The organism is Kitasatospora sp. Ki12, from assembly GCF_054601375.1.
Map to the genome: position 1 here is coordinate 224,922 of NZ_BAAIHT010000004.1, position 13,965 is coordinate 238,886.

The window sequence follows — 13,965 nt, forward strand, 5'->3', positions numbered from 1 at the left end:
CTCGCCCGCAAGGGAGTTGTCCGGTTCCCGGGTGAACCTTCCGCCCGCATCAGCCGTTCCCGCGTCCTTGTCCTTGTCCTTGTCCTTGTCCTTGTCCTTGCCGCTGCCCGGCGGCCCTGGAATCCTTCAGCCGTTCCGCGGCGCTGTTCCGCGAGCTCGGCGACCTTCACAACGAGACCAAGGCGCTGACCAATCACCAGCAGACGCTGCGGCAGGGGCCGCCCGGACCAGCGCGGCGCGGCCCCGGCAGCGGGGTGGTCCGGAATATTCCCGTCGCATTCGCCGGGTCCTCATGGCACTCTCACCTTCGCCAGAGGCGGTGATCGATCCGTGTGCGCGGGTCGCTAGACTCCGGCTGCCCTGAGCTCCCGTGAATGGTCATCGGAGTCGGGTACGTGTCCTGAGATGGGGGAAGCATGAACATTCTGCCGTCAGGCAGAAACATGCGACACAGGCGGAGACGGGCAGGCATAGCCGCCCCGGGGGTCCTGTTGTTCGCAGTCCTGGCCAGCATCGTGGGCCAGGTCAACCCGGCGGCCGCGGCGGTGAACCCGCCCTCGGCCGCGCCGTCCGCGAGCGCTCCGGCCGGCCCGAGCGCGGACCCTTCCGGCGCCCCGAGTGCGGCGCCCGCCCCCGGCCCGACGGCCGCGCCCAAGGCGGACCCGAAGGCCGAGCACGAGGCCGCCGTCCGCGACCTCCAGCAGGCCGACCCGACCGGCCCCTGCCCGGCGAGCCTGACCCCGGGCACCGTCGTCACCTGCGCGATCGACCCGAACAAGGCCGCCTCCTTCTCGATCAGCGTCACGCAGCCCAAGGACGTGCTCTTCGTCCAGACCGTCGCGGTCTACTCGCCGGTCTACCCCCAGGTGACGGCGCCGGACGGCACCGCGGTGACCTGTGACAGCGCCTCCGGCGGGCTGCGCTGTGCCACCAACCAGGCCGGCACCTACACGCTGCTGGTCAAGAACACCGACTTCCGGGCGAACGGCGTCTCGCTGTCGTACGTCCCGGTGCTCTCCACCCCCGCCTGCACGGCGGTGACCGCGGCCGACCGCAACCTCGGCGCGCGCAAGACCTTCGCCGCCACGCTGGCCGCGGGCTCGGCGGGCGACTGCTACCAGCTGAACCTCGCCACCGGCGACACGCTGCGCACCTACCTCGACGGCGTGTACACCGAGCGCATCTTCGACGCCACCGGCACCGAACTGTGCACCGACGGGCGCTACGCGGGCACCCAGGTGCTCTGCAAGCTCACCGGGAGCGCGCCCTACCGCGTGCTGGTGCAGGGGAGCTGGGGCAACGCCCAGGCCTACAGGCTCGCGCTGGAGCGGCTCTCGCAGCCGGAGGGCTGCCTCACCGTCGAGCCGCAGCCGTACGGCGCCGTCCCGGACCTGACGTCGACGGCGCGCTGCCGCCTCCTCCACGTCACCAAGTCGGGCCTGTACTCCTTCGCTCCGGTCGCGGCCGACAACTCCAACCTCGCCGGCGAGCTCTACACGGCCGACGGCACGCAGCTGTTCGGCAACTGCTGGCAGCGCGTCAACTGCAGCCTGGAGCCCGGTGACTACACCTGGGTGGTCGAGGCGCGCGACTTCGACTCCCCGGCGTTCGGCATGGTCTTCCGCGCGGACGCGGAGACCCGCGGCTGCACCGTGACCAAGGACGACGGCCTGGTGTCCGGCGCGGTCACCGGGACCCTCGGCGCGCCCGGCCAGGCGGCCTGCCTGACCCTGCCGACGGCCACCGCGAACGGCGTCTACCTGCTCAACCGCAAGCCCACCGACGGTGCCAACGCCTTCGCCGCCGTCTACGACGCGGCCGGCGTCAAGCAGTGCGACAACAACGCCGCCGCTTCGGCCGTCTGCAAGCTCACCGGGACGGCGCCGTTCCGCGCGGTCCTGAGCGGCGAGGCGAACAAGGCCTTCCAGCTGGTGATCCACCGGACCGGTCTGACGGCCGGCTGCGCGGCCTTCCCGCGGAGCCCCTTCGACGGCACCTGGGGCGCCGAGGTCACCGTGACCGGCGACGCCCCGGCGGCCTGTCTCGGACTGCCGGCCGACCAGCACGCCACCGCCGAGCAGTTCGACTACACCAACACCCAGAACCGGGTCAACGGCTCGGTGCAGGTCGTCGACCCGCAGGGCACCGTGGTCTGCCAGACCAGTGTGAGCTCCGCCTTCACGTGCGCCCTCGCCGCCGGTGTCCCGTACACCGCGCTGCTGACCCACAACGCCTGGGGCGACACCTACAAGATGGTGCGGCGCGACATCTCGCCCACCGCGAACTGCCTCACCCCCACGTCGACCGCGGTCGGCGGACAGGCCGTCCTGACGGACCTCTCCTCGACGCTGGACGCCCGGTGCCTCCGGGTCGGCGCCGACGCCGGGGACAAGATGTGGCTGGCCGCGCGGGCGTCCGGCGGCGCGGTGGAGGTGCAGGTCGTCGACGCCAACGGCAAGTACGTCTGCACCCAGTGGGGCACGTCCTGCCGCCTGACCGGTTCGAGCTCCTACACCATGGTCGTGCTCGCGGCCGGCTACAACGGCACCCCGATCCACGTCGGCGTGGACACCTGGAAGGTCGGCACGGCGGGCGGCTGGGCGCCGGAGTGCGCCGCGAACCCGCTGTCGGTGCAGGGATTCCCGGCGCGCAACGGTCTGTTCACCGACTCCTCGTCCGCGTACTGCGCGGTGATGGACATGAAGCCGTCGCAGTCGCTGAACCTCTTCGGCATCACCAGCAGCACCAACGGCTGGCAGCCGTACATCAGCCTGCTGAGCCCGGTGAAGTGGGAAACCAACGACCTGAGCTACCAGTGCTCCAACAACTACGGCCAGTTCGGGGCCCGCTGCCAGAGCACCAGCAGTGCCGACGCCGGCCAGGCCCTGCTGCTGGTCAGCGCGGCCGGTGCGGCGACGCCCGTCGAGTACAGCCTCCAGGCCTCCTGCGAGTGGGGCACCTGCACCGGCAACGGCAACGGCACGCCGCTGACGGTGGCCAGGGTCAGCCCCGCCACCGGCGCCGCCGGGACGCAGGTCCAGGCGGAGCTGCGCGGCAGCGGCCTCTCGCTGGCCACCCCGCTCACCCTCCGCGGCACCTCCGTCCAGCCGGCCATGAAGCCGCTGTCGGCCAGCGCCGACGGCACCTCCCTGCACGTCCTGGTCGACACCAACGGCCTGGCGCCGGGCACGTACGACATCCAGGCCTACGGCTCGCAGACGCTGCTCGCCAACGCCTTCACCGTCACCGCCGCCCAGCCGCCGGTCAAGGGCAGGTTCGTGCCCGTCCCGCCGTCGCGCATCCTGAACACCGTCATGGGTGTCGGTGCGCCGGCCGGCCGGGTCGGCCAGGGCGGCGTGGTCACGCTGCAGGTGGCGGGTGTCGGCGGGATCCCGGCCACCGGCGTCACCGCGGTCGTGATGAACGTGACGGCCGTCAACCCGACGGCCGACAGCGCCATCTCGGTGTACCCGAGCGGCCAGGCGGTGCCCGACCTGCCGACCGTGAGCTTCGCGGCCGGCCGGAACGTGCCGAACCTGGTGACCGTGCCGCTGTCCAACGGCAAGGTGGACCTGCGCAACGCCAAGGGTGAGGTCGACCTCGGCGTCGACGTCGCCGGCTACTACACCGACGGCGGCCAGGGCTCCCTGCTGAGCCCGGTCAACCCGACGCGCATCCTGAACACCGTCATGGGTGTCGGCGCGCCGGCCGGCCGGGTCGGCCAGGGCGGCGTCGTTCCGCTGCAGGTGACCGGCGTCGCCGGGGTGCCGTCCAGCGGCGTGACGGCGGTCGTGATGAGCGTGACGGCCGTCAACCCCTCGCGGACCGGCTACGTCACGGTGTACCCGGACGGCCAGGGCGTGCCCGACGCGTCGAACCTCAACTTCACCGCGGGCCAGAACGTCTCCAACCTGGTGACCGTCCCGGTGAGCGCGAACGGCAAGGTCGACCTGGCCAACGCCTGGGGCGAGGTCGACCTCGGCGTCGACGTCGTCGGCTACTACTCCGACAAGGGCGCCACCTACACGGCGTCCAACCTCGTGCGGCTGATGGACACCCGTACCGGAGAGGGCGCCCGCAGCGGTGCCCTCGGCGGGGCGGGCGACGTGGTCAGCGTCAAGGTGGCCGGGGTCGAGGGCGTGCCCGCGACCGGTGTCACCGAGGTGCTGATGAACGTCACCGTCGTGTGGCCCACCAGCACCAGCTTCCTGACGGTCTTCCCGCACGGGACGGCCCGCCCGGACGCGTCGAACATCAACTACCGGCCCGGCGAGGTCGTCTCCGCGCTGGTGATGGTCCCGGTGGTCGACGGGCGCGTGTCCTTCGCCAACCAGTGGGGGAGCACGCACGTGGTCGCCGACCTGATCGGCTACTTCTCGGCCTGACCCCACCGGTACCACCAGTTCCACAGCCTGACGGGCATGCAGGGCCGGGTGCCGACAGTGTGGTCGGGCACCAGGCTCTGCCACTCCAGAGAACGACGGCGCGCAGCCGGTGCATCGTGCACCGGCCGCGCGCCGTCGCCTTGTGGTGTCAGGCCATCAGATGCTGATAGCCATCTACCACGAGTTCCCCGTACTCGAATTGCCTCCCGAGGGCCACGTACCGGTCGTACTGCTTCCGGGTGATCTGTGGGGCGTAGGTAAGCGCGCGCAGGAGGAAGCGGAACGCCAGGTCGGGGCAGACATGGCCAGCTGCGTGGCTGAGTGCGGGTACCGCCCCGGGGATGGACTTCCAGGACGAGTCCTGTGCCAGCTCCAGGAGACCGGGAGCGACGATCATGATCTCGTCCAGAACAGCCCCGGTCAGGTACTGGTACGGGCTGGGCGCCACCTCCTCCGAAGGGTCGATGCCCTCCGCTCGGAGTCGCTCCCGGCACATCCGGATGATTCCGAGGAGCCAGTCCCGCGGGTCGATCCCCTCGCTCCTGAAGTTCAGGCGGCGCTCGCTCCCCACCGCCCAGAGCGTTTCGAACACCCAGGTCGGCACGGCCGGAGCGGCGAGTCGGAGCGCGTCGACGAGGAGCGCCTCGACCAGGTGCGGCGGCATGCCGGCGGTGTAGTACGCGAGTGCCTGCGCCTCGGTGGCCCAATCGTCTCGCCAGCTGTGATGGAACACCTGTCCCAGGTGAGGCAGCCCGAACTCGTGCCCGCCGTATCTCTCAGTCATCACGCCCCCGGCGCCAGCGGGAAGATGGAACCGACGATCCACTTCTTGCCATTGTGCTTCGGCGCCCTCAGTAGCCGCACCTTGACCTTGGTCCCGGCATCGACGGCGTTGAGACTGCCACCCGGGGGATAGACCTTGCCCAGCGAGGGCAGGCGCTCGCCCTTCCTGATGACATCGACATTGATGATGATCTCCAGAAAGTCTGGCTGGCCCTCCCGTCCCCAGATGCCAATTGCCCTCGTGCTCTTGTCGAGGGCCGATCGCAGTGCGTCCCCAGCGATGCTGAGGTCGGTGAACACCCCGTTCGGGTCGACGGCGGTGGTCAGCGCTGCCGCCTCGGCGGGCGTGACCCCTGCGGTCTCGCCGTTGGGGCCGTAGTCGCCCTTGGCCACGTGCTTCTTGAGGGTGTGAGCGCGGGGGTCCGCATTCCGTCCCAGTTCGTCACCCCACAGGTCGAAGCAGTTGTGGACGAGGATGCCGCTGCCCGTGTTCTGCGGCCCGCGCACGTAGAAGGTGTGTGTGCCGTCGACGGTGAGGTCGTATACCGCCTTGGTGGCGCTCGTCCGTTCGTGAAGAGCGGTCACTCGGTTGCGTGACCCGTCGCTGCCGATCAGGGCGTCGCCGACGTGCAGGTCGGAGACCTCGCGCCAGCCGGTCTGGTCGACGTAGAAGCGGTGTCCAACCGTGCTGGTGATCCGGTCCCCGCGCTCGGTGTCGATGTCGACCAGGCGGGTGGTGGGGTGCCCGAAAGTGCTGGTCACCGGTTGGGCCCCAGTGGAACCCGTGGCGGGATCAGTAGCCAACACGCGGTCATCTGCCCTCACCGTCTCGATGGCCCGGCCGCTGCCGTCGGCCATGATCACGATTGTGCCGGCCGGGAAGCTGTTGTTCTGACACGACGTGCGAACCCCGTCCGCGATCTCGGCCTCGAACTCAGCCTGCTGGACCATGCCGCGCTCGACGTTGGCTTCCTTGCGCAGTGCGTCGAGCGCCGCTTCGGTGCCGACCCCGTCCTTCAGGGTGGAGCGGAACTTCGCGACCAGGTCGGCCGTGGCGGTGAACTTGGCGAGGGCTGCCTTGCTGTAGCCGTCGAGGGTCGCCTGGACGGCGAGCTTGGCCTCGTCGATCGCGATGCCGGTCTCGAGCGCGTAGCGGAACGCGACGATGGACTTGACGCTGGCGAGGAGCTTCTCGTAGGGGATGAAGTTGGCTGCGGCCAGGACGCAGGATTTGTTGAAGCCGAAGTCGTGGTAGCAGTTGACGAAGTCGCTGGAGAGTATCTTCCAGAGGTCTTCGACTCCATGGTTCTTCGGCTTGTAGTACTTAAGGTAGTCGGCGTAGGTCAGTTCGACGGTCTGGTCGAACTGGACGTCCATCTTCTCGCTGCCGACGACGGTGGTGTTCCAGACGGTGTACTTCCCGGCGCAGGCGGCGATGGTGAGGTTCGGATCGGGGCAGGTCTTCAGGATGTAGGTGGTGGTGCCGGTGACCTTGGTAGTGACCGTGACGGTACAGACCGGCTTTCCCGAGGCGTCGTTGTGCCACACGCTGGTGTCCATGGGCTGCTGGACGGTGCCGTATATCGACAGCATCATGTCGCCCGCCGCACAGCGGTCCAGGTCGTCCTTGACGTGCTCCGGCTTCGTGTCAGGCTCGGCGGAGGCTTCGATGTAGGAGATCCGACCCTGGTCGTCGACGACGGCGGTGCCGTCCTGCAGTCTCCCTTCGGTGCTCTCGTCCTTCTGCTTCGTCATGACCAGCTCGGCGGCCTGCTTGGCAGCCGAGATCGCTTCGTCCCTGCTCTTGGCAGCGGCGGCGGCCGAGGCCTTGGCCTGGTCGGAGGCGGTCTTGGCGTCGGCCGCGTACCTGTTGGCCTGGGCGGCGTAGCCGGTGGCCATGAGCGCCGACATGGTCGCGCTGCGGGCTGATACCTGGGCGGCTGCGGCGGAGGCCTGGGCCTGCTTTGCGTACTGGGCTGCCTGGGCGGCGGAGGCCTGGGCGGCCTGCGCGGACTGGGCAGCCTGGCCGGCGTAGCCCTGGGCCTGCTGGGCGGACTGGCCGGCCTGGTTGGCGTACTGGGCGGCCTGGTCGGCGGCGCCGCGGGCGGTGGCGTAGGACTGGGCGGCCTGGGCCGCGTATTGGCGTGCCTGGGCGACCTGGCCGTCGATGGTGGCGAGGTAGGAGGCGATGGTGGCCACGTGGGTGGCGGTCATCGCGTCGCGCTGCTGGGCCTTCGGCAGGCCGGTCTGCAGGAACGGGACGAGGCGGTCGGTGGGGCCGGAGAGCACGGCCTGGGCCGCGGCCTTGACCTCGGGACCACCACCGGCCAGGGCCTGGGTGACGAGGACGCGGTTGTCGTCGTCGCGTGCCTTGTACTGGCCGGTGGTCAGGAAGGCGCGGACGTCGTCGATGGTGCCGTCCAGGGCCTTGCCCGCCGCGGCCTTCACGCCGGGTCCGCCGTTGGCCATGATCTGGGAGAGGGCGACGCGGTCGTCGTCGTCCTTCCCCGGGTACTGGCCGGTGGCCAGGAACGCCCGCACCTGCTCTGCGGTGCCGACCGCCGCGGTCTCGGCGGCGAGGCGCTTCTCGAGCTTGCCGGGGCTCTGGGCGATGGCCATGACGCTGGTGAGGTCGTCGCGGTCGCGGGCGGTCGTCAGGTCGGTCGCCAGGAAGTCCCGGACGTCGTTGTCGTCGCCCTCGAGCGCTGTCTGGGCGGCGGCCTTGGTCCACGGGCCTGCGGTGTCCAGCAGCCGGAACGCGGCCTGCCGCCCCTTCAAGATCGCCGTCTTCGGATCGATGCCTGCGGCTGTGGCGTCCTTGATCAGCTGATCGGTGTCGGCACCGAGCTGGGTGGCCTTGCCGTTCTCCCAGGCCGCGGCCTTGGCCTTCTGGTCGGCCTCGCGGGAAGCCTCCTCGGCGGCGGCCATCTCGGTGGCCTGCTGCGCGGCCAGGCGTTCGGCATCGGAGGCACGGGCGATGTCGGTGACCTTGTGGGCCTGCGTGGCGGAGTTCGCCGCCGAGTTGGCGTCCGCGTCGGCCGCTTCGGCGGCCGTCTGCGCGAGGCCGGCCGCAGTCGACGCGTCACCGGCGTGCTTGGCCGTTTCCTCGGCCGCCGTTGCCGCCGCTTCGGCGTGGGCGGCGGCGTCGTTGGCGGCGCGCTGGGCGTCACCGGCCGCGGCAGCGGCCTGGTTCGCGATCGCGAGGGTGGCGTTGGCGGCGCGAGTGGCCTCCGCGGCCGCGCTTCTGGCGCGGGCGGCGGCGTTGCGGGCACGGGCGGCGGCGCCGTCGGAGACACCGGAGTAACCGGCCGCCTCCGCGGCGGCTTCTGCGGCGGCCTGGGCGTTGATGCCCGAGGCGGCGGCGGCCTGCGCGGCAAGTCCGGCCTGGAGAGCGGCCCGTCCCGCCCACGCGCTGGCCTCCCCCGCGAAGCGGGCATCAGAGGCGGCGTTGCGCGCGGTCACGGCGGCGTTGCGCGCGGTCTCCGCCTGCCCGGCGTTGCCCGCGGCACCGGCCGCGGCGGCCAGCGCCCGCGTCGCGGCGAAGCCGGCCTTGGTGGCAGCCGACGCGGCGTCGGCCGCGGCGTTGGCGGCCTGCCGGGAAGCCTCGTTCGCGGCCTTCGCCGCGGTGGAGGCCGTCTGCGCGGCCGCCGCCGCCCGGCCGGCGGCATCGGCCGCGCGGCCGGCGGCGTTGGACGCCTGCCCGGCCGAACCCTGCGCGGCCTTGGTCTCGTTCGCGGCCCGCTCGGAGGCCTCCTTCGCCAGCCGGGTGGCGTCCAGTGCCTTGCCGGCCGCGTCCTTTGCGGTCTGGGCCTGCTGCCCGGCCTGGGTGGAGGCGTTGGTCGTCAGGTCCGCCAGCTGGGAGACCGTCAGGGTCTCCTGATCGTGGGAGGCGGCGGTCTGGTAGCCGTACTGGAGGAACAGCTGGACGTCCTCCATCGAACCGTCCAGGGCGGCGCCGGCGGCCTTCTTCACCTCCGGACCGCCGGAGGCCATCAGCTGGGAGAGGTGGACGCGGTCGTCGTCGTTCCTGGCCTTGAACTGGCCCTCGTTGAGGAACGCCGTGACGTCCGCGAGGGAACCGTCCATGGCCTTGCCCGCGGCGTCCTTCACACCAGGCCCGCCGGCCGCCATGATCTGCGACAGGAGGACTCGTTGGTCGTCCTCGAAGGCCTTCTTGACGCCTTTGTCGAGGAAGGCCTTCAGGTCGGCCGCGGAGCCCTTGAGCGCGGCCGTGCCGGCCTCGCGGACACCGGGTCCGGACTTGGCGACCAGTTCCTCGATCTTCGCCCGCAGGTCCTGGTCGGCCGCAGCCGCCTGACCGGTCGCCAGGAACTTCTTCAGGTCGTCGTCGGAGCCGGTCAGCGCGCTCTCCGCGGCCTGGCGGACCGTGGGGCCGCCGGCCTGCCAGGCTGCAACCGTCTTGACCCGGTCGGGGTTGGGCCCGGTCGCCAGCGGTGTGTTCGCCGCTGCGGCCGGGACAGTGAGCAGCCCTGTGAGAAGGCCGCCGGCCACGAGCCCGGTGGCCAGTCGCCACCGTGGGACCCGTGAGGTCCAGAATTCCCTCATCGGAATTCGCGTTCCTGTCTGTGTCGGGGCACCGCAGTGCCGGCCCGGGCCGGCCTGGAATTCGGCGGCCCTGGGCGTTGATGGGGTACGTGGCGCGGTTCGACGCGGCACGCGCCGAATGGCCTGCCGCCCCGCCCGGTGGGGCGGGCGGCTGGTGGTGATCCGGCACGGCCGGGTGACCGACCAGTCGAGTGGGGCTTGCTGCAGGGGCGCCGGCCGGGGCCGAGGGCCCGCACCAGGGTGCGGGCTGGCTGTGAGCCGACGCTGGGGTCAGCCGGCCGGGGTGGCGGTGATGTTCTGGATGGCGCTGCTGGTGACGGCGTAGAAGGTGGTCCAGCTGCCGTCGGCCTTCTTGTCGGCGGTCCAGATCTGCTGGTCGCTGCCGATGGCGAACAGGCGGATGGTGTCGCCGATGGTGGTGGCGGCGACCTGCTTGACGCCGCTGGCGTTGGGGACCGGGTCGAAGGTGGTCCAGGGGCCGTTGTCGGTGCTGTCGGTGGTCCAGATGTGGTTGTCGGCGCCGACGGCGAACAGGCGCACGGTGGTGCCGACGGTGGTGGCGGTGATGTTCTGGATGGCGCTGCTGGGGATGGCGGCGAAGGTGGTCCAGGTACCGGCGGTGTAGTCGCCGGTGGTGGTCCAGATCTGCTGGTCGCCGCCGATGGCGAACAGGCGCACGGTGTTGCCGACGGTGGTGGCGGTCACCTGCTGGATGCCGCTGCTGGGCAGGGCGTCGAAGGCGGTCCAGGTACCGGCGGTGTAGTCGCCGGTGGCGGTCCAGATGCGCTGGTCGCCGCCGATGGCGAACAGCCGGACCTTGTCGCCCATGGCGACGGCGCTCACCTGCTGGATGCCGCTGTTCCCGGGCACCGCGTCGAAGGCGCTCCAGGCGCCGGTGGTGCCGTCCTTGGTGGCGGTCCAGATGCGCTGGTCGCCGCCGATGGCGAACAGCCGGACCTTGTCGCCCATGGTGACGGCGCTGACCTGGCGGATGCCGCTGTTGTTCGGCACGGCCTCGAAGGTGCCCCACACGTTGGTGGTGTAGGAGCCCTCGTTGGTCCAGATCTGGGTGTCACCGCCGACCGCGAACAGCCGGCTCCCCGGACGCGACGCCTTCACCTGCCGCACCCACTCGGCGAGGCCGTCGACGCGGCTGCTGGTGGCGCCGGTACGGGTCTCGGTGGCCGGGGTGCCCAGGCAGGTGCCCTGCCAGGAACGGGAGGCGACAGCGGCGACCTCGGTCTTGCCGCCGGCGTCGCGCAGCAGCGGGGCCCCGGCGTCACCGGCGCAGACCGGCGCCTGGCCGGCGGCCGGCGCGGTGTCGACGGTGGTGGCCGCGACGGTGGTGGCGGTGTGGGTGCTCGCGTGGGGCTTCAGCGGCGCCCACTCGGTGGCGGTGCGCCCGAAGCCGGCCACCCGCAGGTTCTCCCCGCTCGTGGGGGCGGCGGCGGCCAGGGCGGCGGGGGTCACGCCGTCGATGGGGGTGGTCAGACGGGCCATCACCACGTCACGGTCGGACCGGGTGACGAGTTCTGCCACGTCGGCGGTGTGGCCGCTGACGGTGGCGGTGGTCCCGACCGCCGGGACACCCGAGGCCCCGCCGAAGCAGCCGGCCGCCGTCAGGAGCCAGTAACGGTCCACCAGGGTCGCGGTGCAGGAACGCGCTTCGCTGTGGCCCGGCTGACCGGCCGTCACCGTGCCGACCGCCGGGAAGTCGGTGTTGGCCGGGGCGGCCGGCCCGCCGGTGGCGGTGAGCTCCAGCAGCGTCGTGGCGCCGCCCGAGGTGCCGCCCTCACCGATCGGGGTCCAGACGTTCTTGGCGACGTCGACGGTCGAGGTGGTGCCGTCGGTGCTGACCGTGGCCTTGATGGCGTGGTCGTCACCCTTGATGTTGTAGATCTTCGGGATCTCCAGGGCCAGGTACCCGGTCGGCCCGGTGATCTTGAAGCAGACCTCGCTCGGGTTCGCCGCCCGGCTGAACAGCTGCACCTGCCCGGGCCCCGCGGCACAGTCCACGAGCACGATGTGCCCGTCACCCGACTTCAGCGTGATGTTCCGCTCCGCCAGCACCTTCGCCGCGTCCGGGTAGGCGAACCCCTCCACCGCCGCCGGAGCGGCAGCCTCTGCGGCCGTCGCCGCCACCGGCATCGAACCGGCCACCACCGGTATCGCCACAGCCACACTGAGTGACAGTGCGAGTCTTTCAACAGTGCGCATTCAAACTCCCGGTAAATACCCGTGGGGGGTGCCAACCGCCCGCTTGCCAGTAAAGAGAAAACCAAGCGGACGCTACCGACCAGGCATCTCGGCGTCAAAGTTCTGCCACATCCGCAGCTGGGCCCGTGACCTGCACTCAATTCCCCGCGCCACAAGGCGCTGGAAGCGCAGATGGCATATCAGACCTGACGGGCAATCCGAACCAAAACGTGTCGTCCAAGCACCATCAATCGACCATCACGGTTCAATGACACTTCTTCCGTGCGCGGAGATCCCGGCACCCGCCAGTGCGAAACGGCAACAAGGAGCCAAGAACCACGTCCTCCGCGCCGTCGTAGCCGAACCCGCCGTCCTGCGCCGAACACGGGAGCCGGGGGCCGGCCCCGCACCGTCCCGGCCTGTCCGGGCCGTCGGCTGCTGGTGACTGCCCCCTGCCGGACTGCCCCCGGCTCGGCCGCGCCCGTTTGCGGGCGCGTCAGCGCCGTCGGCGTCCGCTGCCGGCTACGTCCGCGGTCGGTGTGGAAGCCGACAGCGGTCTATGCGGTCGCAGTCCTGGCGGAGGCCTCGGCCGCTACGGCCGACCCGGTTCGGGAGCGGCGTCGAGCGCGTCGAGCGCGTCGAGGACCGCGTCGCCGTTCGCCCGCGCCCACTCGGTCAGCATGTGGATCGGATCGATCAGCGTCGCCCCGAGCGGGGTGAGTTCGTACTCGACGCGGGGCGGCACCTCGGGGTAGGCGTGGCGGCGGACGAGTCCGTGGGCCTCGAGCCGTCGGAGGGTCTGGGTGAGCACCTTGCGGGAGATGCCGCCGATCAGCTCGACCAGCTCGCCGTGGCGCACCGGGCCCTTGCTGAGGCCGTAGAGCACGACCGCCGTCCACTTGTCGGAGATCAGCTCGACCGTCAGACGCGCCGGGCAGTCGGCGAGAAAGGGATCGCCGGGACCGAATCCGCTCATGGCGCCTACGGTACCTGCCGGTTCCTGTCGGGAACCTAGCGTGGGTCCTCTCCTCCCCTCCCGATCCCTTTCCGAGTCAGGAGAGTCATGCGAGTCATCACCCAGCAGTCGCTCGGCGGTCCCGAGGTGCTCACCGTCGTGGACGCGTCCGAGCCCCGGCCCCTGCCGAGCGAGGTCCTCGTCCGCGTCAAGGCGATCGGGCTGAACCCGCTGGAGGCGCGTCTGCGCGCCGGCGAGTTCCCGCTGCTCGGCCGGCCGCCGTTCGTCCTCGGCTGGGACGTCAGCGGAGTGGTCGAGGAGGCGCAGACGTGGCGGTTCAGGCCCGGTGACGAGGTGTTCGGGATGCCGCTGTTCCCGCGGGCGGCGAGCGCGTACGCCGAGCTCGTGTCGGCGCCGGCGTTGCACCTGGTCCGCAAGCCGGCGTCGCTGTCGCACGTCGAGGCGTCGGCGCTGCCGGTCGTCGGGCTGACGGCGTGGCAGGGCCTGGTCGACCTCGGCGGCGTGACCGAGGGCGACCGCGTCCTGGTCCACGGCGGTGGCGGCGGGGTCGGCCACGTCGCGGTCCAGATCGCGAAGGCGCTCGGCGCGTACGTGATCGCGACCGCCAGCGGGGGCAAGCGGACGTTCGTCGAGGGGTTCGGCGCCGACGAGGTGATCGACTACACGGCGGTGGACTTCACCGAGGCGGTCCGCGACGTCGACGTCGTGCTCGACACGATCGGCGGCGACACCGTCGAGCGGTCGCTCGACGTGCTCCGCCCCGGCGGTCACCTGGTGACGGCGGTCGCGGAGGAGGACGCGGAGCTCATCGCCATGTACGAGGCGGCCGGCATGCGCTTCAGCGGCATTGGGGTCGACCCTGATCCGGTCGCCCTGCGAGGTCTCGTCGAACTCGTCGAACAGGGCAGGCTCCGGGTCCACGTGCAGGAGACGTTCCCGTTCGAGCGCGTCGCCGACGCGCACCGGCTGCTCGACGGCAGTCACCTCCAGGGCAAGCTCGTCCTCACCGTCTGATCCCGTCGTGGGGCCTCGCGCGAGCGGGGCCCCAGCGGGACCCGC

The 13,965-nt window shown here is 71.3% G+C and carries 6 protein-coding genes; 2 read left to right on the forward strand and 4 right to left on the reverse strand.

All coding sequences use genetic code 11. The features are described from left to right. The first annotated feature begins 491 nt into the window (after positions 1-491). The gene (locus ACYP53_RS40640) at positions 492-4,385 is read left to right on the forward strand and encodes a hypothetical protein (RefSeq protein ID WP_459651136.1); all 3,894 of its coding nucleotides are present in this window, start codon (positions 492-494) and stop codon (positions 4,383-4,385) included. Positions 4,386-4,533: 148 nt separating this feature from the next. Here the strand turns inward: ACYP53_RS40640 and ACYP53_RS40645 are convergent, their stop codons facing one another. The 4 genes from ACYP53_RS40645 to ACYP53_RS40660 all read right to left on the reverse strand — a co-directional run bounded on the left by ACYP53_RS40645 (position 4,534) and on the right by ACYP53_RS40660 (position 12,906). After that, entirely contained in the window at positions 4,534-5,169 is a 636-nt protein-coding gene (locus ACYP53_RS40645) for a hypothetical protein (protein ID WP_459651137.1), read from the reverse strand. Further along, on the reverse strand, positions 5,169-9,734 hold the full coding sequence (locus ACYP53_RS40650) for a polymorphic toxin-type HINT domain-containing protein (protein ID WP_459651138.1): 4,566 nt from the start codon (positions 9,732-9,734) through the stop codon (positions 5,169-5,171). Before ACYP53_RS40650 ends, ACYP53_RS40645 begins: the two co-directional genes overlap by 1 nt. Before the next feature lie 270 nt (positions 9,735-10,004). Further along, positions 10,005-11,909, reverse strand: a complete 1,905-nt coding sequence (locus ACYP53_RS40655; protein WP_459651139.1) for a trypsin-like serine protease — start codon at positions 11,907-11,909, stop codon at positions 10,005-10,007. 613 nt (positions 11,910-12,522) lie between these two features. Continuing rightward, the gene (locus tag ACYP53_RS40660; protein ID WP_459651140.1) at positions 12,523-12,906 is read right to left on the reverse strand and encodes a winged helix-turn-helix transcriptional regulator; all 384 of its coding nucleotides are present in this window, start codon (positions 12,904-12,906) and stop codon (positions 12,523-12,525) included. 87 nt (positions 12,907-12,993) lie between these two features. Between ACYP53_RS40660 and ACYP53_RS40665 the strand changes: the two genes are divergently transcribed. Then, positions 12,994-13,920 (forward strand): NADP-dependent oxidoreductase, encoded by a 927-nt coding sequence (locus ACYP53_RS40665; protein ID WP_459651141.1) that lies wholly within the window; start codon positions 12,994-12,996, stop codon positions 13,918-13,920. Positions 13,921-13,965 lie beyond the last annotated feature (45 nt).

Excerpts from the sequence above, each read along its gene's own strand:
- ACYP53_RS40645 (WP_459651137.1), bottom strand. The coding sequence starts at position 5,169 with ATGACTGAGAGATACGGCGGGCACGAGTTCGGGCTGCCTCACCTGGGA.
- ACYP53_RS40650 (WP_459651138.1), bottom strand. The coding sequence starts at position 9,734 with ATGAGGGAATTCTGGACCTCACGGGTCCCACGGTGGCGACTGGCCACC.
- ACYP53_RS40660 (WP_459651140.1), bottom strand. The coding sequence starts at position 12,906 with ATGAGCGGATTCGGTCCCGGCGATCCCTTTCTCGCCGACTGCCCGGCG.
- ACYP53_RS40665 (WP_459651141.1), top strand. The coding sequence starts at position 12,994 with ATGCGAGTCATCACCCAGCAGTCGCTCGGCGGTCCCGAGGTGCTCACC.